The sequence below is a fragment of the Flavobacterium faecale genome, assembly GCF_003076455.1.
Lineage (GTDB): Bacteria > Bacteroidota > Bacteroidia > Flavobacteriales > Flavobacteriaceae > Flavobacterium > Flavobacterium faecale.
The window spans coordinates 3,111,072-3,137,339 of sequence record NZ_CP020918.1 but is presented as its reverse complement, the minus strand read 5'-3'; the positions used below and the strand labels follow the sequence as shown (position 1 = coordinate 3,137,339).

19 protein-coding genes are annotated in these 26,268 nt (G+C 34.2%); 3 read left to right on the top strand and 16 right to left on the bottom strand.

Annotation, left to right across the window (positions count from 1 at the left end; genetic code table 11):
* Nucleotides 1-2,094, top strand: coding sequence for an LTA synthase family protein (locus FFWV33_RS13365; protein ID WP_108741371.1), 2,094 nt, complete (start codon nt 1-3; stop codon nt 2,092-2,094).
* Nucleotides 2,095-2,257: 163 nt separating this feature from the next.
* On the opposite strand, the gene acs is transcribed toward FFWV33_RS13365, so the two are convergent.
* The 16 genes from acs to menD form a co-directional block, all read right to left on the bottom strand.
* Nucleotides 2,258-4,168 (bottom strand): acetate--CoA ligase, encoded by a 1,911-nt coding sequence (gene acs, locus FFWV33_RS13360; protein WP_108741370.1) that lies wholly within the window; start codon nt 4,166-4,168, stop codon nt 2,258-2,260.
* A gap of 351 nt (nt 4,169-4,519) precedes the next feature.
* Entirely contained in the window at nt 4,520-5,245 is a 726-nt protein-coding gene (locus tag FFWV33_RS13355) for an MlaD family protein (protein WP_108741369.1), read from the bottom strand.
* Nucleotides 5,246-5,251: 6 nt separating this feature from the next.
* Complete coding sequence (locus FFWV33_RS13350; RefSeq protein ID WP_108741368.1) at nt 5,252-5,995, bottom strand: ABC transporter ATP-binding protein; 744 nt, start codon at nt 5,993-5,995, stop codon at nt 5,252-5,254.
* Nucleotides 5,995-6,738 carry an MlaE family ABC transporter permease gene (locus FFWV33_RS13345; RefSeq protein ID WP_108742553.1) on the bottom strand — a complete coding sequence of 248 codons (744 nt, stop codon included), beginning with the start codon at nt 6,736-6,738 and terminating at the stop codon, nt 5,995-5,997. Before FFWV33_RS13345 ends, FFWV33_RS13350 begins: the two co-directional genes overlap by 1 nt.
* Nucleotides 6,739-6,904: 166 nt before the next feature.
* Complete coding sequence (gene tamL / locus FFWV33_RS13340; RefSeq protein WP_108741367.1) at nt 6,905-9,193, bottom strand: translocation and assembly module lipoprotein TamL; 2,289 nt, start codon at nt 9,191-9,193, stop codon at nt 6,905-6,907.
* Nucleotides 9,180-14,174 carry a translocation/assembly module TamB domain-containing protein gene (locus FFWV33_RS13335; protein WP_108741366.1) on the bottom strand — a complete coding sequence of 1,665 codons (4,995 nt, stop codon included), beginning with the start codon at nt 14,172-14,174 and terminating at the stop codon, nt 9,180-9,182. The genes tamL and FFWV33_RS13335 overlap by 14 nt, the downstream gene beginning before the upstream one ends.
* A gap of 327 nt (nt 14,175-14,501) precedes the next feature.
* Entirely contained in the window at nt 14,502-15,692 is a 1,191-nt protein-coding gene (gene fabV / locus FFWV33_RS13330; protein ID WP_108741365.1) for an enoyl-ACP reductase FabV, read from the bottom strand.
* A gap of 84 nt (nt 15,693-15,776) precedes the next feature.
* A complete protein-coding gene (gene recN / locus FFWV33_RS13325; RefSeq protein ID WP_108741364.1) occupies nt 15,777-17,429 on the bottom strand; it encodes a DNA repair protein RecN in 1,653 nt (550 codons plus the stop codon).
* A gap of 42 nt (nt 17,430-17,471) precedes the next feature.
* Nucleotides 17,472-18,356 (bottom strand): type IX secretion system protein PorD, encoded by an 885-nt coding sequence (porD, locus tag FFWV33_RS13320; RefSeq protein ID WP_108741363.1) that lies wholly within the window; start codon nt 18,354-18,356, stop codon nt 17,472-17,474.
* Entirely contained in the window at nt 18,349-19,560 is a 1,212-nt protein-coding gene (coaBC, locus tag FFWV33_RS13315) for a bifunctional phosphopantothenoylcysteine decarboxylase/phosphopantothenate--cysteine ligase CoaBC (protein ID WP_108741362.1), read from the bottom strand. Before coaBC ends, porD begins: the two co-directional genes overlap by 8 nt.
* Nucleotides 19,561-19,570: 10 nt before the next feature.
* Nucleotides 19,571-19,888 (bottom strand): DNA-directed RNA polymerase subunit omega, encoded by a 318-nt coding sequence (locus FFWV33_RS13310; protein ID WP_026709525.1) that lies wholly within the window; start codon nt 19,886-19,888, stop codon nt 19,571-19,573.
* Nucleotides 19,889-19,896: 8 nt separating this feature from the next.
* A complete protein-coding gene (locus tag FFWV33_RS13305; protein WP_108741361.1) occupies nt 19,897-20,691 on the bottom strand; it encodes an outer membrane protein assembly factor BamD in 795 nt (264 codons plus the stop codon).
* 124 nt (nt 20,692-20,815) lie between these two features.
* Nucleotides 20,816-21,697 (bottom strand): 4-hydroxy-tetrahydrodipicolinate synthase, encoded by an 882-nt coding sequence (dapA, locus tag FFWV33_RS13300; protein ID WP_108741360.1) that lies wholly within the window; start codon nt 21,695-21,697, stop codon nt 20,816-20,818.
* A gap of 7 nt (nt 21,698-21,704) precedes the next feature.
* Nucleotides 21,705-22,244, bottom strand: coding sequence for a DUF6913 domain-containing protein (locus FFWV33_RS13295; protein WP_245891517.1), 540 nt, complete (start codon nt 22,242-22,244; stop codon nt 21,705-21,707).
* 165 nt (nt 22,245-22,409) lie between these two features.
* Nucleotides 22,410-22,751 (bottom strand): DUF2853 family protein, encoded by a 342-nt coding sequence (locus FFWV33_RS13290; protein ID WP_108741358.1) that lies wholly within the window; start codon nt 22,749-22,751, stop codon nt 22,410-22,412.
* 128 nt (nt 22,752-22,879) lie between these two features.
* Nucleotides 22,880-24,541 carry a 2-succinyl-5-enolpyruvyl-6-hydroxy-3-cyclohexene-1-carboxylic-acid synthase gene (menD, locus tag FFWV33_RS13285; RefSeq protein WP_108741357.1) on the bottom strand — a complete coding sequence of 554 codons (1,662 nt, stop codon included), beginning with the start codon at nt 24,539-24,541 and terminating at the stop codon, nt 22,880-22,882.
* 204 nt (nt 24,542-24,745) lie between these two features.
* Between menD and FFWV33_RS13280 the strand changes: the two genes are divergently transcribed.
* The gene (locus FFWV33_RS13280; protein WP_108741356.1) at nt 24,746-25,276 is read left to right on the top strand and encodes an RNA polymerase sigma factor; all 531 of its coding nucleotides are present in this window, start codon (nt 24,746-24,748) and stop codon (nt 25,274-25,276) included.
* Nucleotides 25,276-26,064, top strand: coding sequence for an anti-sigma factor (locus FFWV33_RS13275; RefSeq protein ID WP_108741355.1), 789 nt, complete (start codon nt 25,276-25,278; stop codon nt 26,062-26,064). The genes FFWV33_RS13280 and FFWV33_RS13275 overlap by 1 nt, the downstream gene beginning before the upstream one ends.
* Nucleotides 26,065-26,268 lie beyond the last annotated feature (204 nt).

Genomic DNA, 26,268 nt, shown 5'->3' with positions numbered 1-26,268 from the left:
ATGTATTTCTCCAAAAAATTAGCTCCATTTTATACACTTACTTTATTTTATGTTATTATTAGTGTAATCCTTAGGGTAGTATTACTTTTTCACCCCATCACACAATCTACTTTTTCGTTTCTAGACACTGCCAAGATTTTTTCGTTAGGACTAGTTTCAGATGTATTTGTCTTTATTCTAGCGAGTGGTTTTTTGTGGCTTTACCTTATATTTATATCAAATGCCAAATACCAAAAACCGTATGGATATATTCATTTCGGAATTTTAATAGCAATTTGGCTTTATATTTTTTCAGGGCAATCTATTTTAACCGAATACGGTGGAGGATTGGCGACTGTTGGGCTTGTGTTTGTAGGAATCAAGACTTTTTTGTTTGGCCTTCTTTTATTCCTACCCAAAAAACGTGATAAAATCAGATTCTGGTTGTTCTCCTTTGTTATGTTCTTGTATGTGGTACTTATTCTTCAAAATGCAATAAGCGAGTACTTTTTCTGGAACGAATTTGGAGTGAAATACAATTTTATAGCTGTTAACTATTTGGTGTACACCAATGAAGTGATTGGAAATATTATGGAATCCTATCCTGTAATTCCAATTTTTTCTGCTCTGTTTTTGGTTGCAGGAACGATAACGTACTTTGTAGTAAAAAAATCAAAAATTTATATCGAAAAAATCCCGACTCTTTTCGAAAAAATTAAGTTGACAGTCATTTATTTTCTGCTAGCTGGTGTAGCGCTTTGGTGCATTCCTAATTTGGCTAAAACGGAAAATGCAACAAACGTTTTCACCAATGAGTTGCAGTCTAATGGAATGTATCGTTTCTACCTTGCTTTCATGAATAGCGAATTAGATTATTTTAAATTCTATAAAATGATGCCCGAAACGGAAGCTTATGCTTTACTTGACAAGCAAATTCCTGGGTTACAAAATTTTTCTTCTAGTAGAATAATTCAATCAGACAGTGCCGAGGTACACAAAAATGTCGTTTTGATTACGATCGAAAGTTATAGTGCTGAATTTATGAAAATGTACGGTAACGACAAAAACATCACTCCTTTTCTAGACGATTTAGCAACCAAAAGTTTATTATTTACCAATTTCTATGCCTCAGGAAATAGAACCGTTCGTGGATTGGAAGCTGTTACCTTGTGCTTACCTCCTACTGCTGGAGAAAGTGTTGTAAAACGTAAAGACAATAAAAACAAATTTACTACCGGAAGTGTTTTTAAATCGAAAGGGTATCAGGTGAAATACCTGTATGGCGGAGATGCATTTTTTGATAATATGGAAGATTTCTTTTCGGGCAATGGATACGATATTGTTGATAAGAAAACCTTCACACCCGAAGAAATTACGTTTTCGAATGTATGGGGCGTATGTGATGAGGATATGGTGAACAAAGCAATCAAAACCATGAACGCTGAGGCAAAAACGGGGAAACCATTCTTCAACCATTGGATGACCGTTTCAAACCACCGACCATTTACGTATCCTAACGGTAAAATTGATATTCCTGGAGACGCAAAATCTCGTGAAGGTGGCGTAAAATATACCGATTATGCGATTAAAAAATTCTTTACCATGGCAGCAAAACAACCTTGGTTCAAGAATACAGTTTTTGTAATTGTGTCTGACCACTGTGCCTCTAGCGCAGGTAAAACAGAATTACCGGTAGATAAATACCGAATTCCAGCCATGATTTATAGTCCTGGTTTTGTAGCGCCAGATCGTTATACTCAACTTATGTCACAAATAGATATCATGCCAACCCTATTTAGATTATTGCATTTTAACTATCAGTCTAAGTTTTTTGGACAAGATGTTTTGAATCCAAATTACCAACCTAGAGCGTTTATTGCAACCTACCAAGATTTAGGACTCATTAAAGATAATGTTTTGACTATTATTTCGCCAAAGCAGCAAGTCAAACAATTTGGATTGACACTACAACCAAAAAACGGAATAGAACCTGATTTTCAATTGTACTATGATCAAAAGCCATTGACAAAAGAGCGTCAAGATTTAGTTAATCAAACCATCTCCTTCTATCAAACGGCCTCAGATATTTTAAAGAAGAAGAAGTATCAAAAATAATAAGACTTCATTCAAGTCCACTCTAGTCCATTCAAAAGCCTTTAAAAATCAAGTAAAACAACTTGTTTTTAAAGGCTTTTTTATATTCTTTTAAATTCGACACTAATCCAAAAAAAAGGCTCAAGATAAATTCTTGAGCCTTGTATTGTATTTTGAAAGAGTATTATTCTATTCTTCCTTCTTTTATTTCTTCAACAATTTCTGGGTTAAGTAACGTACTAGTATCCCCAAAATTAGAATAATCACCTTCTGCAATTTTTCTTAAAATACGTCTCATGATTTTTCCAGATCGTGTTTTTGGTAAACCTGAAACATATTGTATTTTGTCCAATTTGGCAATTGGTCCAATATGGCCCGAAATATGATTATTAATCTCCAAAGATAAATTTTCTTTGTTTCTTAATTCACCCGTTTCTTTTAGAATAACAAAACCATAGAGTGCTTTGCCTTTTACATCATGAGGGAAACCAACAATTGCACTTTCTGCTACTGCAGGATGCTCATTAATTGCATCTTCAATTGGCGCTGTACCTAGATTGTGTCCCGATACAATTACAACATCATCTACTCGACCCGTGATTCTGTAATATCCAACTTCATCACGTAAGGCAGCATCTCCTGTAAAATATTTTCCTGGGAATTGTGAAAAGTATATTTCTTTATAACGTGCGTGGTCATTCCAAATTGTGCGTGCAATTCCAGGCCATGGAAACTTGATACACAAACTTCCCTCTTGTTGATTACCTTCAATTTCGTTGCGTCTTTCATCCATCAATACCGCTTGCACTCCTGGCAAAGGTAAAGTAGCATAAGTTGGTTTGGTTGGTGTAACAAATGCTAGAGGAGCAATCATGATCCCGCCAGTTTCTGTTTGCCACCAAGTATCTACCACTGGGCATCTTTTTGCCCCAACATGATCATTGTACCAGTGCCAAGCTTCCTCATTTAAAGGCTCTCCTACAGATCCAATAACTTTTAAGGATTTAAATGGATATTTTAAAACATAATCCAAGCTTTCTTTGGCTAGTGCTCTAATAGCAGTTGGTGCTGTATAAAATTGAGTAACACTATGCTTTTCGATTACTTCCCAAAAACGGCTAAAATCAGGGTATGATGGTACACCTTCAAAAATTACTGTTGTCGCTCCATTTAACAAGGGACCGTACAAAATATAAGAGTGTCCTGTGATCCAACCAATGTCGGCAGTACACCAAAAAATATCATTTTCTTCGTAATTAAATACGTTTTTAAAAGTATATGCAGAGTACACCATATATCCAGCAGTCGTGTGTACCATTCCTTTTGGTTTACCTGTTGAACCAGAAGTATACAAGATAAACAAAGGATCCTCGGCATCCATGATTTCGGCCACACAATTGTCTGAAGCCTCGTCAAGTAAGGGTTGTACATAGATATCTCTACCCTCTTTCATTTTGATGGTAGCATTAGTTCTTTTAACAACCAAAACAGTACTAACAGAAGGGCATTTTTCAAGCGCTTCATCAATAATAGGCTTTAATTCAATGGTTTTGCTACCACGGAATCCACCGTCTGAGGTAATAACCATTTTACATTCACTATCGATGATTCTACTAGCTACAGCTGAGGCAGAAAAACCAGCAAAAACAACGGAATGAATGGCCCCTATACGTGCACATGCTAGTACAGATACGGCCAATTCTGGAATCATTGGCAAATAGATGCAAACTCTATCCCCTTTTTTAATGCCTTGCTCACGCAAAACATTTGCCATTTTAGAAACACGTTGGTGCAATTCATTGTAAGTAATGTGCAATGCTTCTTCATTAACATCATTTGGTTCGAAAATTATGGCTGTCTTTTCTCCCCTTTTGTTTAAATGTCTATCAATACAATTTTTGACGATATTTACTTTAGCACCAGAGAACCATTCTACTTCAGCATCAACCATATTAAATTCTACTACTTTGTCCCATTGTTGGTACCAAGTAAAATTTTCTTCCGCAATTTTTCCCCAAAATTTTCTTGGTTCGCGTACCGATTTATTATAATGCTTGAAATATTGTTCTAAATTGTCTATTTTGTAGTAACTCATCTGTTTAAAATTTGGATAAATATATTAAAAGGCTATTAATAGTTGAAAAAAAATCTAGAAATACCTAAATAATCGTTCAAAAATCAACTTATGTAAAACTAATATTTTTTTTTGTTAATTACTAGCAAGCTTAACAAATCACCTCATAAATTTTCTAGAAATTTTAGCTACAAATTAATCAACTAGTTAGACACAATTATTCCAATCAGTTTTCGATATTTAATATTTTCTATGGTAGATTAAAACTGTATTTGTTTTTTAAATAATAACTAACATTCTAAAGCTATTAAAATTTTAACCTTCTAAAAAAAAACTGCTAGTACATCATTTGTGTACTAGCAGTTTATCCCATTATTTTTTGATAGCCTCCGCTTTCTTCTTTGCTTCTTTTGCTGCTTTTTCTTTCTCTTTTTCCTTTTTTCGAAAGTAACCTCTAAGTAAAAAATTTTCTTTTGCAGCCTCCATATTTTGTTCTAATCCTTTGGAACCTTTGCGTAAATTTTCTACTGTTTTTTTCATGTCAGCAGCGATTTGTTCGTCTTTGAGTAGTTTTCCTAAAATTCCTTGACTATTGTTGACGCTAATAAGTAAAGATGCCATTTCCTCGGTAATAATCTCGGCATTTTTGGCAGACACTTCAACAGACGACAATATTGTATTGAACTCAACTGGTTCTACTGAAATTAATCTAGCTCCTTCTTTTACCTCAGGTGACTGTGTACTACCTTGTGAAATTACTAAGATTCGATCACCAATAACACCTTCGGAGGTAATCGATGTTTTACTATCTTTCTTGATGAATTTTTTAACCTTTGTATCCATTACAACGGCTACATTTACTGTCGAATCATTAACAATATCGATTTGCTCTACCGTACCTACGGCAATCCCTAAGAAGCGAACCTGACCCCCAACTTGTAAGCCGCTTACATTTCGAAAATTAGAATTTAGAGTGAATTTCGAACTAAATAAATTTTGGTTAGTACCTATGAAAAATATGATGACTAACAATATTAATATTCCTAAGGATACGAAGATCCCTAGTTTGACTTTATACGAGTTATTTGCTGTTTGCATGGTTTTCTATTTAAAAAATGATTGAATGTAGGGATCACTGTCTGTGGTAAATTCTTGTAAGTTTCCTTCTTTATATACTTTTCCGTCTTTCAACATGATGATTCTGTCGGCTACCGTTTTGACACAATTAATGTCGTGAGTAATAATAATCGAAGCGTTCTTAAATTTGGATTTGGTATCATTAATAAGATGACTAATTTCATCAGAAGTAATAGGATCCAAACCCGTTGTAGGTTCATCATACAAAATAATATCGGGTTTAACGACCAAGGTTCGAGCGAGACCTATTCGTTTTTTCATACCTCCGGAAAGTTCTGATGGCATTTTGTCTATCGCATCTGGTAAGCCAACATTTTCTAAGGCTTCTACAATCATTCTGTCCACTTCTTCAGTCGAAAATTTTTCTTTTAATCGAAGAAGTGCAAAAGTTAAATTCTCTCGAACAGTCATCGAATCGTATAGTGCAGCACTTTGAAATAGAAAACCAATTTTTTGGCGGACTTTTATAAGATCATCCTCTGATATTCCGGTTAGTTCATACTTTCCAACCTTAATACTCCCCTGATCATGTTGCAATAAATTGACAATACATTTGATCAGAACCGATTTTCCTGTACCTGATTTACCTAAGATTACCAGATTCTCATTTCCATAAAGATTTAAAGTGACACCATCAAGTACTTTTAGATCACCAAAGCTTTTGGTCAGCCCTTCAATTTGAATGACTGCCTTTTTAGTTTCGGTATCCATTATAATAAATCGGTTATTTGTACGGCAATTAAATCTACAATGATCAATAATAAGGATGCGGTTACTACAGCTGAATTGGCCGCAATACCCACGCTTTCGGTTCCTCGTCCTGCATGATAACCTTTGTAACATCCGACCAAACCTATTACTGCTCCAAAAAAGAAGGATTTAATTACCGCTGGAAAAATGTCTATAAATTCTAAATTGCTAAAGGCTTGGTTTAGAAAAAGTTTTAAACTCAAATTATCTTTAATATTCACGCCCAACCAACTACCAAAAATACCTATGGCATCTGCATATAAAGTAAGTAGCGGAATCATAATCGTCGCCGCCAAAACTCTTGGGATTATTAAAAAATTGATTGGATTAGTATTCGAAACCTCCATAGCATCTATCTGCTCGGTTACACGCATAGAGCTCAATTCTGCACCCATGCTCGATCCTATTTTACCAGCGCAAATTAAGGCCGTAATTACAGGACCCATTTCTCGGATGATTGAAATACTAACCATTCCTGGCAACATAGCTACCGCTCCAAAACTAACGAGTGAAGGTCTTGATTGAATGGTTAGTACCAAACCCACAATGATACCCGTAATCGAAATCAAGCCTACGGACTTATTCCCAATTTGATAGCATTGCTTTAAAAATTCTTGAAATTCAAACTTTTTGGTAAATAGGTTTCTTGTTACCAAAGAAATATATTCGACTACATTACCCAAAAGCATAAAATAGTGTATCATTTTATGCTTTACGAGCTGCGTCAATCTCGGAGAATCCTCAGTGGAATCCTCCTGGTAAAGTATTTTTTTTTGCATGTGGTGGTTATTTAAAAGATAGTTAAAGATACTGCTGATACGATGCAGCATATTTATACCATTTTTAAATAAACTTATAAAATACCAATATTTAGAAAGGATATCCTATGGCAAGGTTGAAGATCAAATTCTCTTTTCTCCACGACCTGTCTGTAAAATCAATTTTGTCTACGACCCAATTTTTACCATTGGTCTCATAAGGGGTACGCAACGGAAAAGCCAAATCAGTTCTAAGGACTAAAAAACTAAAATCAAAACGAAGTCCAACTCCTGTTCCTACTGCCAATTGGTTTAAGAATTGACTACTGATTTCTGCTCCTGGTTTTTCTACGCTTTTATTTCGAAGCCAAATATTTCCAGCATCTACAAATACGGCACCTTTTACAAAACTGTAAATTTGGGTTCTGAGTTCGGTACTGAATTCTAATTTTAAATCTCCCGATTGGTCTGGCAAAAAACTGTTGGTAACTGCATTACCATTAAAACTTCCGGGTCCAATTGATCTCGCTCTAAAAGCTCGAATACTACTCGTACCACCAATGAAAAATTGTTTTATAAAAGGTAAATTATTCGAATTTCCATATGGTAATCCTGCTCCAACGATAATTCTGCTTGCTATTTTTGTTTCGCTATTAAAATTATAGTAGTGACGGAATTCAAATTCTGCTTTTGTGTATTGACTAAAGGGTACTCCAAAAACCGTCTTTGGATCGCTGCTGTCATTCGCTCCTAATAATAGTGATAAAGCATTACCCGAAAAATCTAGACTTCCTTTGAAGTAAATATTATTCTTTTTGTTTTTGAGCATCGTATTTGTATAGGTATACGAATAATTGGTACCAAAAATAAGTTGCTTGTCAATAATACTCTGCAACGACGGACTTGCCGCGATCTGCGATAAATACAAATCGGATACATTATTTGACGATGTATAGGCAATATTAACCACATTTAGATTGTGTTCTTTACGTTCGTTTTCTTTCCAAGAATAACCAAAAGAACTATTGAAAGTTTTTAACGAATATAATTTTGTTCGCAATTGGTACTCATAACCAATTGTGGCTTTGGTGTTTGGTACATAGGCGCTACCTGAGTTCATGCGAACAGGCGAGATAAAACGCGGCCACACCAAATTGGCTTCTCCTCCAAATCGGTACACATTGAATCCGTTGTTTTGACCTGAAACCTGCACTTCAAGCCCCGAAAAAGCTGAAATACTAAGCAGCTCAGCTCCTTTAAAAGTATTGCGATTACTCCAGTTAATATTCAATTCTGTACCCGAATAGTTGGCAGTATTCGTTTTTGCGAGTGCCTCTACTTGTATGGATTTTTTGGGCAAAGGAGTCAAATAATAGTAGGCATCCAATTGATCCTTGAAACGATCATTTACTTTGAATTCATTATTTACAAATTTAAAAGTTCCTAAAGTGATCAATCTATTTAGTGACAAATTGTGTGTAGTTCTATTGTATAATTCGCCCTTTTTGAACAATAAGCTTTTGTCGAAAATGATAGGTTTAAAGACAGTATTATTATCTATTACCGTAAAATTTTCCAGTTTTATTGAGTCTTGCTTTCGATTAGCAACTGTATCTCTCTTTAAATTAAAACTTGGGTAAACATAAACATCGTTAATCTTGTATTGTATAGCCGCTTTAGCAGGGATTTCTTTTTTAATTTTTAAAATTAAAGCTACCTCATGTTTAGCTACCGTACTATCTACTTGAACCAATAAATAGTCTTCGTTAAAATAATAAAAGCCTCGTTCTTTTAGTTTGGCATCGATACGACTACGCTCTGTTTTAATGACATCAAGATTGTAAGGCTTTCCAATCTTTAAAACAGAATTTTTTCTAGCCAAAGTAATTTCTTTGCTCAAGACGGTACTGTCCTTCGGGTATTCTATTGACTTGATTTTATACTGGTTCTGCAATTTAATCTCATAGGTTGCGGTTGCTTTTTTCCCTTTCGAAATAGAATCTGCTTTTGTTGCTGCATTAAAAAAACCACGGTTTTCAATGTAATTCTGAACCACATCTTTGTTATAATCCAAATTTACAGCACTCATCAAAACCGGTGCTTCTCCTACTTTATATTTTAGCCAATATTTGAATCCTTTGTCCTTTTTTACCTCTCCTGCCAAATTATAGAAAAAGATTCCAGGTCTAAAACCCAAAAAAGATTTATTGGGGATAGGTCTAATCAAATCATTCAATTCTGATTCTATCTTTTTGACTTTACTCTTTGCAGTAGTACCTTTTTCGATTAAAATCTTGTGACCTGTGTACAAGAAATCCCCTTCTGGAATTTTACTTGTTCCGCTACAATTTACTAGCAGCGATCCTATATAAATTAACGATATGTATTTACTTATTTTCATCCTTCTTAGGCTTTCTGTTTTCTTTATTTTTGTCTGTTCGCTGTTTAGTTTGAAACAACTCTTTGAATTTATTGTAGTTCATCGTGATGATAAAAGCTACTCCCGTTTCAACAACTTGGCCTTGTAAAGCTACTTGATAATTGTTTTTTCTATAGGCACGCACTTTGTAGCGCCCATCTGTCGTCAGTAGGTAATCTGCAGTTACATCACCTGCAATATTAGTCGCTTGCTCATTGGCATTTTGTGCTCCTTCAACACCAAAACTACTTCCTAATGTCACCTTTAATCGATCGTTAAAAAGTTGCTTTGAAAGTCCTACATTCAAATCCGTACGTTCTTTTTTCTCTCCTGTTGAATAATCTTCTGTCGCTTGTAAATCAAAATCAATTTGGATTCCTTTGATCAAATCACCGGCTAAATTATTCAATTGCTGAGACAGAATTTTACTTACACTTTGTTTGGCCAAATAAGCACCACTCGTCCCTCCTGCTTCACTTGAAAACGGATTTTCACCAATAAAACGGTTCAGTAGCAACAACGCAAAAACTTGCTTGTTCATCGCATCATCATCAGTTTTTAACTGTGTCAACTTGGCTTGGGTTGTATTGATAATTTCGGCAGAAACATCATTATTACCATCCGGCAAAACAATATCAAACGAAATTTCGGGCTGCAACAACTCCCCTTTCATGATCAAATTGGTTTCAAACGGAATTTTTTGTTTGTAGGTATTTCTTGTTTCATCAGTTATTCCGGTTAATTGATCATCAACCAAATCAAGTGGCGATGCATCTACTTTGTAAACAGCTGTAATATTGATATTGGCCGTTGTTGGTTCTCCAGTCCAAAGAATATAACTATCAGGCTGAATTTCGAATTTTCTTTTTATTAAATTAAAATTCATTTCATAGGCCCCACCAGTAAATTCATATTTCCCAGTCAATGTAGTTTTACCTGATGGGTCAATTCCTCCTGTCAATTGCGCTTCTCCTTGCAGTTTTAAATAATCACCATTAGATTCATCAATCACAATCGAAATTTCTGCTTTTTTATCCACAACAATATTCACTGTTGCATCAATTCCTGTAAACTGCGTTTGTACAATATCTTTCATTGGGTCTTCAACAGTAATCAAAACGGGCTGATCCTGATCGATAAACTCTACAATCCCCTCACGATCAGCAATGGAAGGATCTGACTGTGGTAATACTATACTGAATTTTGTATCTTCATTAACCTTGATGGTACCATCAACAACTGGACTGTTCATTGTTCCTTTTATACCCAAGTTATTATCCAAGAACAATTCACCATAAAATAATTTATTGTCTTTGGAAGTTGAATTAACCGCTCTAAAATTCTTAGCATCTATATTCAAATTAAAACCTACATTGGTGTAATCATTAGTATCAATAAAGCCAGTTACCTTCAACGGATTTTTGTTTTCATCTTGTAATTTAAAATCATCAAAAACGATTTTTTTATCTCGAAATACAATCTGGTCGTTATTCAATTGGTATTTCGAATTTAAAGGCACCACAACAAAATTAACTGAATTGAATTTCAAAGCACCCTCCACAACAGGGCTTGATGCTTGCCCTTTGACCTTCATTTTTCCATCAATAAAACCTTCACTATCTTTTAAATAGTCGGTTGCAAAAGCTTGTAGTGACTTTATTTGTAATTTATCAATGAGCACATCAAAATCCAAATTACTTGAGCTTATCGTGTACGAGCCGTCTATGTTCATTTGGTTTCCTAATCCGGATAAACCAACGTTTGCTGTGTAAACATCTGCATTTTTATTAGCGACCTTCAACTGCAAATCGCCAACCGAATCTTCCTTGATTTTAAGATTTTCAATTTTTAAATCAGCTACAAATAATGGATTAGTAGTCAAATTTTTAATTACAGTTTCTCCATTAATAGTTCCGCCTAAATCAAAATCGGTTTTAGCAATATTCGTTAAGGTTTCAATTTTGAAATTTTCAAATTTTGCCACAACAGGTCCGGTAACTTTATTGTTTTCTGATTGAATAGAAATCGCCTGATTACCATTTTTAATTTCGAAATCTGAAAACTGAATTCCCTTTGGAGCAATTTTTATAAAGTTATCAGGAGCAACTACCCATTCTTCATAATTCAAAAGCATACTTTTGGGATCAAAAGAAACGGTCATTGCTCCCAAGCTATCTTTAACACGACCACCAATCACATATTTCTCCTTATCTTCTTGGTCCTGACTCACCAATTGGTAATTAATCGTATTATCAGTTATTGTACCTCCAACTGACGTTTTAGGAACTTCAAACTGAGCATTTTTCAACAAACCAAAAGATACATTGTAATTGAGCGTATTTGCTTGAGTATCTATAGTTAGTAAACCATTCGAAATTTCGTTAGACGCATAATTAATTCTGGGAATAACACCTTTTACAACAATACTATCGTTTGTTGATTGGTAGGATCCTGTCAAATCAATAGCAGATAATTCAACCAATTCTGGAACCAATTTTTTCAAGATAGGATCGTCTTTGATGGTAAACGCAAAATCTAATGATTGTGCCTCTTTCTTGGCCACATATTTCTTGTCAAATTGGTAGTATTTCGAAATAGAATTCATTAATGCATCTCCAATTGTAGTTAATTTATATTCACCACTTATCACACCATCAGCAAACTGTGATTTTAAAACAATCGAATCTCTAGCAATTGAGCTAACTGCTTTTATCGAAATAGAATCTATAGGAAACTGTTCTTTTTCAAGAGCGACCAAAAAGTTGCTTGCAGATAAAGTTCCGTTTAAATTATCAACACTTAAATCATCAAATCTAGCAATTACATCTCCTTTTAATTTCAAAGGCCCAGCGTGAAGATTCAATTTTTCAAGATCCAATATATCAACATTAAGCTTCAAATCTACAGTTGGCTTTTTTGGATTTGATGAACCTTTAGCATCCATAGCAAAACTTACATTTGGATCAGATGATTTGGCTTTTATATCAAAATTACCATTGCTAATAGAACCACCCAAAAATATGTTTTGATAATTGTATTGGTTGTAATTGGCAGCAATCACCTTGGTCGTAAAAGTAGCCTTCGACACAGCAGGATCTAAGCTCACTCCATTAATGGTAGCATTTGCTGTAATTTTGCCCAATTGCTTGTTTTTTATCAACTGACCCACATCAAAATTTTGAATGCTAACATCAGCAATATATTTTTCGTTATTTTTTCGGCTTTGATCAAAACTAGCTTGCATTACTGCACTACCAAAGCTACTTTTTACAGCCAAATTTGTTTTAAAAACAGCCATGCTCCCTTTAAAATCTCCTTTAAGATTAAAGTTTTTAGGTAGCTGTATACTATTAGGTATCATATTTTTAGGCACAAAACCATTTATATCTTTTGCAGTACTCTCTAGGTAGAGCGAATTTATATCAAAATTACTTTTATCAAAATTTGGCAATCCCACCACATTTCCCTTAAAAGCGACTTTGGTGCTTCCTAATCCGCTAGCATTAAAATTCGAAATCGTCATTTGATCTACTCGTCCTTTTAAAACGGCATTAAATGCCAAAATTGCATTGGGATAATTCTTGAAAACATCATTCGAAATTAAACTTGGCACTAGTAGCAATACGTCTTTAAATCCTAAAGTACTATTGATTAAATTGACATCAACCACTAGATTTTCTACATGTTCACTCAGAGATGCAATAGATGGATAAGTGGCAATAATTGATTTTTCTAGCGTGGTTTGTGGTGTTTTCAAATACAATTTTTGCAGAGACGCGCCTTTGTCTGAATACGCAAAAGCAGTTCGCAATTCTTGTATAGAAAAGCCGCTTTTTTCAACAAATTGTAAAGATGAAATAGTTCCTGTATAAGCATTGTTATTTGCTACGATTGATTCCCCTACAAAATTCAAGTCCTTAATAGCAAGGTGATTATAATCCATACCCTTAACTATTTTAACTTCATTTTCATTATCGAAAGCAAAAGTAACTGCTTGAATTCCGATTTTTTTTATTTCGAAATTCCAAGGTAAAGATGTTTCCGTTGCAGCAGTTTCAGAGGAAGATTTTTTAGCTTCGACTAATGATTTAAGTAATGCAACACTTCCCGTAGTTTTAGATAAATTAATTTCGTTGACTACAATATGTTGTTTCTGCAAATCAATAGATTCTAGCTGCGTATCCAAATGTTCAAGTGCAATATTGGCATTCATTTTTGCTACTGCACTTTGGTAAGAAACTACTATGTCGTCCAAATTAATTTTGCTCAACTTCAATTGTAGAAATTTAGTATCGGCTTTCGCTTTAACATCTTCCGCTACTTTTTGAACAGCTTCTGCTATATCTTGACTGAGATTCAATTTAAAACCTTTCAAGTTAATTTCGGGAACATCAAACGCAAGATTATCCAAATCAAACTGATCAATTTTTGTATCGAAATGTTGAATTCCTAACGAAACATTGTTTTTCGATACTTCATCTTGATAGTTAAAACGTACTTTATCTAAGCTAATATTTTTTATCGAAATGGCAGTTGAGGAACTTTCTTCAGTTTTTGGCTGATCAGGAGTTGCGAAAGCTTTTATAATATAGTCAAAATTAAAAACGCCCACTTTGTTCACTTTTATATTCGCAACAGCATCATCCAGCGCAATAGAATTGATTTGAACTTTGCTATTTATCAATTGAAATAAATCAATATCAACTTTTAAAGATTTTCCAGCAACCAAAGTATCTTTTGACTGCTCCTCAAAATAAAAATCATTCAAAATAACTTTTTTAGGCAACCCAATCTCAATTGACCCAATTGCTACTTTGGTTTTGATCTTTCCTTCAAGATAAGACACCGCATAATCTTTGACTTTGTTTTGGACAAAAGACACTTGTAATAATAGCACAAGAAGCAAAAATAGGGCAACTATGCCAGCAATCACTTTTAAAAAAATTGTAAAGGCTTTTTTCAAGTTTTATAAATTATAAAATTAATACCATTTCCATATGAAATTTAAATACCAAATACTTTTCCATTTCATCAAGTGGAAGACCTACTCCTACTCGTAAAATACAACTTAATCTACAGAAACCACTGAATCACAATCAAGTTAACATTTAGATATAATTTTGTGAAGATACTGCCTAGACATTTATTACACTTATATAATTAAATCAAATTGTTTTAAAATTTAAAGTCTTCAATCTTCAATTTCCACCTTAAATTAAACAAAAAAAACACCTTAACCAATTTTACATGATTAAGGTGTTTGTAATACAAAAACGATTTACTCTATTTTTTAGCTAATGCTTGGAATACCTACCATTTCGTCTGTGTCTGCGGCATAATCAACACCATCAACATCAAATCCAAAAAGATTATAAAAATCTTTACGGTATCCTTCCAAATCACCAATTTCTTCAAGGTTTTCAGTAACAGCTTCTTGCCATAATGCAGCAACTTTGGCTTGTATGTCTTCACGCATTTCCCAGTCGTCTACACGTATACGTCCTTGCTCATCTGTAGGTACTTCATTCCCACTGTACAAACGATCTGCATACAAACGTTGAATTTGCTCAATACATCCTTCATGAATTCCTTCTGCTTTCATGATTTTGTATAATAATGAAATATATAACGGAATCACAGGAATCGCTGAGCTTGCTTGTGTTACCAAGGCTTTGTTCACAGAAACATATGCTTTACCATCTAAATCAGCTAAGCTTTTTGTGATCTCAAAAGCAGTTGCTTCCAAATGATCTTTTGCACGACCAATTGTTCCTTTGCGGTAAACAGCCTCTGTTAATGATGGCCCGATATAGGAATAAGCTACTGTTGTAGCTCCAGGAGCTAATAAGTTGTCTGCTTTTAAAGCATCCATCCACATTGCCCAGTCTTCACCACCCATTACGGCAATTGTATTTTCGATGTCATCACCACTACATGGCTCAATAGATACTTCCGATACTTTACCTGAGTGAAAATCTACGGTTTTATTCGTGAATTTTTCTCCTATTGGTTTCAAAACCGAACGGTGTAGCACTCCTGTGTTAGGATTTGTACGCACCGGCGATGCTAAACTATATATTACTAAATCTATTTGACCTAAATTTTCCTTTATTAAAGCTAAAGTTTGTGCTTTTATCTCGTTCGAAAATGCATCACCATTCACACTTTTTGCATACAATCCAGCCTTAGTAGCTTCTTTTTCAAAAGCTGCTGAGTTGTACCATCCTGGTGAAGCTGTTTTTCCAGCTGTTGGTGGTTTTTCGAAAAAGACACCTATAGTTGCTGCATTAGAACCAAAAGCACTTGTAATACGTGAAGCCAATCCAAAACCTGTTGAAGCACCAATAACCAATACTTTTTTGGCACCGTCAATTGCTCCCTTTGATTTTACATATTCAATTTGATTTTTTACGTTTTGCTCGCATCCTTTTGGTTGAGATGTCAGGCAAATAAATCCTCTCATTCTTGGTTCTATGATCATTTTTCTTTTTTTATCGTTTGTATATAAATGGCGCCTAAGCGTTCTAAATGTATTTTTTTTGAGGTACAAATATAAAGTTTTATATTACTTCAACAAGGCTTTGGCATGAATTAAAGCCGAATCTGAGACCACAGCTCCAGATAGCATCTGAGCGATTTCGACAATGCGTTCTTCTGCTGACAGCAAGACCAATTCAGATTGCGTATCGTCTCCTACTGTAGATTTAAATACCTTAAAGTGAGCATTACCTTTGGCAGCAATCTGAGGTAAATGTGTAATGGCAAAAATTTGCATGGCTTTACTCATCTCTTTCATGATCTCTCCCATTCTAATCGCAATCTCTCCTGAAACTCCAGTATCAATTTCGTCAAAAATCAACGTTGGTAATTTTGAGTATTGAGCCAGTATCGCTTTTACAGATAACATAATCCTTGACATCTCCCCGCCTGAAGCTACTTTTTTCAGTAAACCAAAATCAGTTCCTTTGTTGGCAGCAAACAAGAATTGTAACTCGTCTTTTCCGTTTTCGAAATAATTGGCGGATGGCGTTACTTTGATATCAAAACGAACATTTGGCATTCCTAAAGTAGCCAAAATCGAAATCAATTTCTCTGATAAGATCGGAATCGCAATTTCTCTGTTCGAATGAATGGTCGCTGCTAACACATCCAATTCTGCGGCTTTATTTTCTATCGAAAGGGTCAATTTTTCAATGTCTTCACCTAAATTCCCTAGTTCAACGACAGATTGATCCAATTGCGTCATTATAGCAATCAATTCTTCTACCGTTGCTACTTGATGTTTCTTTTGTAAATTATAAATTAACTGTAACTTTTGATTGATAAGTTCCAATTGTGCTGGGTCACTGACCAAACTTTCACTGCTATCGTTCAATTCGTTCGTGATATCGTCCATTTCGATCAAAACACTCATCACGCGCTCCTGCAAGGACTGATACTCCGGTGAAAAAGATACGATTTTTTGCAAAGCTGCTTTTATATCATTCAATCCAGACAAAACACCTACAGCATCGGCACTAGTGATCGCAATTGATTTGTCTAATGATTCCTTTATAATTTCGACATTATTAAGCTTTTCAAAATCACTTTCTAATGTTTCTTGTTCATCCGCCTTCAGCTTTGCTTCTTGCAGCTCTGTCAACAAAAATTGATTGTATTCTTGTTCTTTATAGGACTCCGCTTGCTTTTTTACCAAGGCATTCAACTTTGATTTCTCTGCTTTATATTGTTTTAAAAGTCCTTGGTAAGAAACAATAACTTCTACATTGGTAGCAATAGCATCGATAATTTTGAACTGCACATTCTCATCCGATAACTCTTGAGTTTGCTGTTGCGAATGAATATCGATTAAATACAAACTTAATTCCTGCAACTCTTGAAGGTTTACGGGACTATCATTGATAAAAGCACGCGATTTACCTGATGGCAAAATTTCACGTCTTATAATGGTATCGTCCTCATAATCGAGATCATTAGCATCGAAAAAGGGTTTTAGATTGTATTTCGAAATTTCAAAATGAGCTTCGATGATACATTTTTCTTCTTTATTTTTAAGCGAACTCAAATCAGCTCTTTTTCCAAGAACCAGACCTAATGCTCCAAGTATAATGGACTTTCCTGCACCAGTTTCCCCAGTGATAATTGAAAATCCTTTTGAAAAATCAATAGATAACTTTTCAATTAAAGCGTAATTTTTTATAGATAGCGTGGTTATCATCTAAATTGTTTTTGTAAAATCGAAATTTATATAAAAAGCTTTTTAGTATTTAATGGTTGACCATTTACTAGAATTTAATGGCGATGTTCTATTCAAACTGTCCAATAAATCGGTAATGGTAATACTCGGTCCTCCTGAAAATATAGAGACGATCTCGTCTGACTTAGCATCAAAAAACACACGAGTCAAAAAAGCATTGGGCTTAGCAGCGTAAAGCTTATTCAAATCGATTAATGAAGCTTTCACCTTTTCTTTAGACCCTTTTAAATCTTTTGTCATCAAATCCAAACCAGTATGATAGTCGCTAATTGTAGTTCGAATAACTGAAAATGTTGGTGATAATAAATCATTAATCAAAAAATAACGGTTTTGAAAACCATCTGCTTGACTCCAACCTTTATATCCACCTTGTTGCGCATTATTAGCAATATTTTGTGCTATAACTAAATTTTCAGTACCTGAATTTGGTTCGAAAGAATCAGCATCTAGTCCTAGAATAACATATGCATAAAACGAAACCACCGATACCAAATTCGATTCAAAACCATTTGGATTGAAAATCAAGTTCTGAAATTGTGTGTATCGAAAGCTAAAATCTTTATCATTAAAATTTAAAACTGGCGATGAATAGGATGAATTATAAATAGGTCTCGAAGATTGTACTTGTATCGTAGCAATAAAATCATCTGAACTATTAGCCGAGACAGTGATGTACATGGAACAATTTATCTTTTCGCTTTGTTTTAAAGCTTTTCCGGTCCAATCTGTTTTGTTTACAAAATCAGTTAATGAAGTTTGTAATGTTTTAAAAACCATTTGATTGGTTGCTGCCAACTTCTCGGTATTAACCGTGACAGTACAATTCAGCTGTTGTGAATGTAGAGTAGAAAAAAAGACAAGTGCGAAAAAAAGAATCCATTTATTCATGAAAATAGGCTTTTATTTTGTTTAAAATATCATCTGCAACTGCTTCCTTGGATTTTAGTTCCATAGGTTCAATGTTGAAATCTTTATCTATAAAAGTAACTTTGTTAGTTGCTTTTTTAAATCCAGCGCCTTCATCTTGCAGTGAATTGAGAACTATCAAATCTAAGTTTTTTTTCTGAATTTTCAGCTTCGCATTCTCAATTTCATTTTCTGTCTCCAAAGCAAAACCGATCAAAAACTGATTTTTTTTCAATTCCCCCATAGACAATAAAATGTCTTTGGTTTTTTCCATTTCGATAACAAAATTAACTGCCGCTTTTTTAATCTTTTGAGTAGCGACATTTTTTGGTCGGTAATCGGCAACAGCTGCAGCTGCAATTGCTACGTCAACAGTAGCAAAGTACTCATGACATGCATCATACATCTCTTGCGCAGTTACAACCGGAATAACTTTAATTCCTGAGTGATTTGATTTGAAATTTGTAGGACCGGAAACTAATATTACCTCTGCACCTAAATTTGCAGCACTATGTGCAATATCAAACCCCATTTTGCCAGAAGAATGATTCCCTATAAAACGAACAGGATCAATCGCTTCATAAGTTGGTCCAGCGGTAATTAAAATTTTCTTTCCTCTAAGTGGGAGCTTACTTTCAAGTTCTTTTTCTATAAAAGAGACGATATTTTCTGGTTCTGCCATACGGCCTTCACCTGAAAGTCCGCTTGCTAGCTCACCTGACTCAGCTGGAATAACAAAATTACCAAAAGAATCTAAGGATGATAAACTTTGAATCGTTGAGGGATGTTTGTACATATCCAGATCCATTGCGGGTGCGACATATACAGGACATTTTGCAGACAAATAGGTAGCAATAACTAAGTTATCACAAATACCTGCAGTCATTTTTGCCATGGTATTGGCAGTAGCGGGAGCAATAATCATCAAATCGGCCCAAAGACCTAGTTCGACATGGTTATTCCATTCTGCTTCTTGATCTTCATCGTTGTAAAAACTTGAAAATACAGGATTTTTTGAAAGGGTTGCCAACGTAAGTGGCGTTACAAAATCCTTAGAAGCAGGTGTCATTATCACTTGGACATGTGCACCTGCTTTTATAAAGAGTCGTACTAATGAGGCTGTTTTATAGGCAGCAATCCCACCAGAAACACCTAGTAAAATTTTCTTACCGTTTAAAACTGACATTTTCTACGTATTATTTGTTTGAATCTCTGTGGTAAATTTTACCGTCTAACCATTCTTGAACTGCTAATGCATGTGGCTTAGGTAATTTTTCATAGAATTTTGAAACTTCGATTTGTTCTTTGTTTTCAAAAACCTCTTCAAGACTGTCATTATAAGTAGCAAACTCTTCTAATTTCTCTGTCAATTCTTTTTTGATTTCAGAGTTAATTTGGTTTGCTCTTTTAGCCATAATGGTAATCGCTTCATACACATTCCCAGTAGGCTCTTCAATAACTGTTTTATTATACGTTATTGTATTTACTGGAGCGTTCGTCTTTTTTAAATCCATGACTTTATTTATTTAGTAAATTTTTGTAAATCTTGTTCTATTCTAGCTAACATTTCATCAGCCTTTTGTTTGTATTTTGTACCTTCTTTGAACTTAACCAAATTAGTATACGCTTTTTTAGCTACTAATAAGCGCTCTTCCATTTTGTCTGGAACACTGTTTATACCTAATTTGTATGCAGAATCTAATCTGTAATACAATGCATCTTCTTTATATGGAGTCCCTGGATAATCATTTATAAAATTATCTAACGCCACCAAAGCTGATTTATAGTCAGAGATTGTATTATAACCTCTAGCGTTTTCGTATACTTTCTTCTCGATTTTTTCAGCTAATCCTTTTACAATTTCATTCGCCTCTGGCAAATAAGTTGAATTGGGATAGGTATCAATAAAGTTTTGAAGTTTTTCTATCGCTTTATTTGTATCTGTCTGATCTAAGCTATACGTTGGTGATAGTTTAGAATAACTTTTTGCACCCAAAAAGGCTGCTTCTTCTGATTTTTCACTTTTTGGATAACTCGAAGTAAAACTTTCAAATTGATATCCAGCCAAATAAAACTGATTAGTTTTAAAATACGATTGAGAAAACATATAGAATAACTTTTCGGCTTGAGGTTTTCCTCGATACGTAGTTGCTACTTGCTCAAACAATCGAATCGCTTTGGTATACTTACCTGCATCGTACAATTTAGTTCCCATTTCGTACTTAACAGCAATATCTTCATTTTTCAATGCTTTTTGATATTCATTGCAAGAAGTAAACACAACTGCAATAAGTAGTACTGATACTAATTTTTTCATTTATTAATTTTATCGATTCAATTATCTATTATAAAAACAAAAAATTGCACCGAAGATTCGGTGCAAATTTAGGTATTAATTTAGCCACTACAAAATATTTCTTTATAGGAACAAAAAGTGTGTTTTATTTATCAAAATCAGCGACGAAAGAATCAATTCTTCCCGCTAATGATTCGTCTACAGGGACTAAAGGTAAGCGTACGTAATTTTCAGCAATACCTTGTGATTTAAACACTTGCTTAATACCAGCAGGATTACCTTGTTCAAAAATCATATCAATACAGTTTGTTAATTTGTAATGAATAGCAAAAGCTTCATCTACTTTTCTATTCAAACCTAAACGCACCATTTCTGAAAAAGCCGTTGGAAAACATTGTCCAACAACAGTAATTATCCCTACTCCACCTGCCAAAATCATAGGTAAAGCTATCATATCATCACCAGAAATAACCAAGAAATCCTTTGGTTTATTTTTTATGATTTCCATCGCTTGTACCAAATCTCCTGCTGCTTCTTTTAAGCCTACAATGTTCTTACAATCGTTGGCTAGTCTTATTACCGTTGCTGGTAACATATTACTAGCTGTTCTACCTGGTACGTTATATATGATAACAGGTAGCGGAGAAGCCTCGGCTACTGCTTTGTAATGCTGGTAAATTCCTTCTTGAGTCGGTTTATTGTAAAATGGTGAAACAGAAAGTATAGCTTCAAATCCAGAGAAATCTCTGGTTTTTAATTCTTCAACCAATTTATAGGTATCGTTCCCTCCTAAGCCTAAAACTAAGGGCACTCTACCACTATTTGCTTCAAGTACTGTTTTGATTACCAATTCCTTCTCATCAGGACTTAGTGTAGCAGTCTCAGCTGTAGTCCCTAAAACTACAAGATATTCTATGCCTCCATCTATTGAGAAATCTACAATCTTAGACAGCGCCTCTGTATCGATTGTTAAATCTGCTTTGAATGGGGTTATTAGTGCGGCTCCAGTTCCTATTAATGATTGCATGGTTTGGTTATATTTTATTTAATATTTTTAAGTATCGAAAAAGTTCATGGATAAAAACTTGGTAATTCTCTGCGTCACTTGTGATTGTCAGATCATTTAATTTTCTATCCACAGATGAAAAGCCTACTTTAAATCTCGCTTTTGATTGTTGTGTAATTACCAACAACATTGCTTTTTCAATGTCATAATAATTAATCAATAAATCAAAATCAGTTGCTATAAATGCTTTCACAGCTTCATTATTTATTCCTCCTTGCCAGCTAAGATTTTTAGGAGAACAAAAAACTACATTTTCTGAAATTAGTTTTTGAGCTTTATTCTTAAAAACAACTACTTTAATGTTCTCTTTTGCTATTCCATTGGCTATAACACCTTCGATTAATTGTTGTTTTTCTGAAAAATAATTTTCATCAATCAACAATCCAACTGTTTTTATAGTACTATTATCCGTAGTGCTTTTCTCAGTATTCAAACTGGCTTTCACCTTCCTCTTAACTACTAATTCCTTTAAATAATTCCACAGCATATTCCTTTCTCTACTAGGCAAAATTAAAAAATTCTGACACAATTTGGACAGCAAATCTATAAAACTAAAATGTAGAATTAAAACTTTTTGTTATATTCTTAACATCAAACGGGTTTACAATCACTTCTGGGCATAAAAAAAACGTCTCAAAAAGACGTTTTTTACTATTTCGAAAAGTACAAATTCTTAATTATAAATACTTTCTTTTTTAAAGTGCACTGCTAGAAGGTAATACACTACCGCTCTATGTTTATTTCCGTTCGAACGACCATATTTTTCAATAACAGCATCGATTCCTGCATCTAATTCAGGTCCATCTGTTAAACCTAACTTCTTAATCAAGAAATTATTTTTAACCGTGTCCAATTCTGATTGCTGGCTTCCTGCAACCGTACTTGCATCTTTGTTATAAATAGATGGTCCACATCCAATAGTTACTTTCGTTAACAAATCCATATCTGGAGTTACACCACATTTGTCTTTTAAATCTGCTGCATATTTTACAATAAGGTCTTCTCTTGCACTCATAAAGTATTTTAATTTTAGTTAATAATACCAAATATAGCGAATTACACCCAATTAAACAACATAATACTTACAAAAAAAATCTAAAACTCAACTTTGATTTAAATTACAATTGACTTCTTAAACACAAACTACAGTAGTTCTTTAAAAAATTGAAGCAAAATTTTGTCATTATCTAGTGTAGGGGTAAATATCTCTAGAATACTCGGCTTATCATTGGATGCAAACACGTTTTGTAAAGCAGTTTCTAAGTCTATAACATTATCAACAGCGCAATAGTCAAACTGATACATTTTTGCCAAATGTTCTGCTGTTAATTGATGCGAGGTTTCAAAAAAAGTATTGAATACAGGTGTCTCTTGGTGACCAGGCAAGATTCTAAAGATTCCTCCTCCACCATTATTAACAATTATAATTTTAAAATTGGGTGCAATATAATTATTCCACAGTGCATTACTATCATACAAGAAACCAATATCACCCGTTAGCAATGTTGTTTGTTTATTATTAGCGACAGCTGCTCCTATTGCCGTTGAACTACTCCCATCAATTCCGCTTGTTCCTCTATTACAGAACACTTCAATACTAGCATCAATTTCTACCAATTGCGCATAGCGAATAGCCGAACTATTACTGATTTGCAATTGACTATTTTTTAGTAATCCTGCAATCACTTTTTCGAAAACGACAAAATCCGAAAATCCTATTTTACCTAAATATTCCTTTGTTCTTTTGTTTCGTAAACGTTCAATAGCATCCAATTTTTCAAAATAGCTACTAGCCACATTTTGCGTGTAAGGTATAAACTCTTTAAAAAATAAATTTGCTTCCTGATGAACATGATCCGTCAATGCACCAAATGTATCGTAGGCACGCAAGGCATCTACGTGCCAATGCGCAGCGGGTTTATACTTGCGTAAAAAAGCTTTGATTCGTTTAGAAACAATCATACCTCCATAAGTTAGTAAGATGTCTGGGCGAAAAGCTTCAAAATCTTCCTCTGTAAAAGGTGTAATGATCGAATCAATATTCGAAATAAAAGTAGGATGATTCAAATTGGAGGTAGTTTCGGTCATGACCACCACTGAAGGATCATTGGCAAACCAATCAATAACCTCTTGATCAATTTGATTTGGATCGCTCACTCCTACCAAAACTAATTTTTTGCTGGCTTTATTCCAAATTGAAGCATAGTTTTCGAGATCATGAGTATGCAGCTGCAATGGCACTTTCGCGAAAGCGGTAACCTGTGGCGATACCGATAACTCAGAAACGGTTTCGTACAAAGGCTCTTCGAAAGGAGCATTTATATGTACAGGTCCTTTTTGATATAAGGCAGCATCAATAGCTTGGCTGATCTTTGAATCATTTTCGAAAGAAGCTTCTGCTGTCAAATTTGCATTAAAAATCGAATGATTACTGTAGACATTTTCTTGTCGAATGGTTTGACCATCTCCAATGTCAATTTTAGACTGTGGCCTATCTGCAGAAATAACCAATAGCGGAATTTGACTATAGAATGCTTCTGAAAATGCAGGATAGTAATTGAGTAAAGCCGATCCAGAGGTACACACTAGTGCCACCACAGTTTTAGTTTGCTGGGCGATGCCAAGAGCGAAAAACGCCGCACATCTCTCATCAGCGATACTATAACAGGTGAAATTTGGATTATTGACAAAACCAATTGTCAATGGAGCATTTCGAGAACCAGGAGAAATTATTATTTGGGTAACTCCTTTGGCCAAACATATTTCGATGATGCTTTGCGCTAAAGGTATTTTTGGATATATCATTGTGTTTTATTGTAGAAACAAAGATACAACCTTGTGTAGATTTATTTTCTTATCTAAATCTTAAAATAAGAGGGATTTTGTTGAATATTTCGATTTTGAATGGATTAAAGCTTCACAAACAAACATTTGCATTTGATTTTTTGTTAAATAAAATTAAATCTTGATTTGTTTGCATAAGTTTGTAATTGAAAAAATAAAATCATTATGACCCAAGAAGATTTATTAGTTTTAATTTATAAAAAAGACGAAAGGGCTTTTACACATCTATATGATATGTATTCCAAGAGTTTATTTGCTGTTATAAATGTTTTGGTAAAGAATACCGAAGAAGCAGAGGATGTTTTGCAAGACGTATTTGTAAAGATCTGGAAGAACATCGATTCATATAACGAAAGTAAAGGGCGTTTCTACACATGGATTTTAAATATTGCTCGAAATACATCCATTGATAAACTTCGTTCTAAAAACTTTAACAACAGTCAAAAAAACCTTTCTTCAGATAATTTCGTAAATCTATTAGAAGACAGCACAAAAGCGGCTAACAAAGTGGATACAATAGGTATTCAAGAATTTGTAAAGAGATTAAAGCCAAAGTGCATTCAGATCATCGATTTACTATTCTTTAAAGGTTACACGCAACAAGAAGCTGCAGAAGAACTTGCAATACCTCTAGGAACAGTAAAAACACACAATAGGAATTGTATAAATGATTTAAGAACCTATTTGAAAGTATAATGGAAAATAAAGAATATATAGAATCTGGAATTTTGGAACTTTACGTTTACGGCTTGCTTAGTGAGTCTGAAAACGTTGAAGTGGCCAACAAAGCCAAAAACGACCCCTTGATTAACGAAGAAATAATTGCTATCGAAAAATCTATCGTGGCTTTATCCTCTAGTTTTGCACCGTTTAATTCGGTAGGAAATTATGAGAAGATAAAAGCAAAACTAGATTTAACATCAGAATCGAAAGTTATCGATTTTGAACCAAAAAGAAGCCTCAGTCCTTATATTGGATGGGCGGCAGCAGTTTTACTACTTATAGGTGTCGGGTACCAATACAGCCAATTAAGTTCTAGCAACAACCAAGTGGTAAATGCGACAACTGAAAAAGCTAAAATGGAAAAAGAGCTGAACACACTAACACTTGAAAACAAAGCGATTGAATCAAGTTTAGCCATCATTAGAGACAGTAACAATACCGTAGTGGCATTGGGAGGACAAGCAGTCGCTCCTGAGTCATCTGCAAAAATTTACTGGAACAAAGGCACTCAAAAAGTTTTTGTAGATGCTAGCGGATTACCTGAACCTCCAAAAGGAATGGTATATCAAGTATGGGCATTAAAACTGAACCCACTAACGCCTACAAGTATAGGTTTATTGGATAATTTTGTAGCCAATAATCAACGTATCTTTGCTGTGGATGGAACCAATGATGCTGAGGCGTTTGGAATCACATTAGAGCCTGCTGGTGGAAGCTTAAGTCCGACAATGGAGCAGCTATACACCTTAGGAAAGGTATAATTCATACAAATAAAAGCCATTAAAGGGTTTCTCTATATATTTTAGAGGAACCTTTTTTTGATTATTAACTAGCTTTTGGAGCTAGCGAAGGATTTATTTGTATAGAAACAGCACAAAATTAACATAAATACGCCTTTGTCAGTAAATTAAACAAACTATAACAAAAATTTAGAAGATAAAATTAATGGAGTTCTATATTTTTAT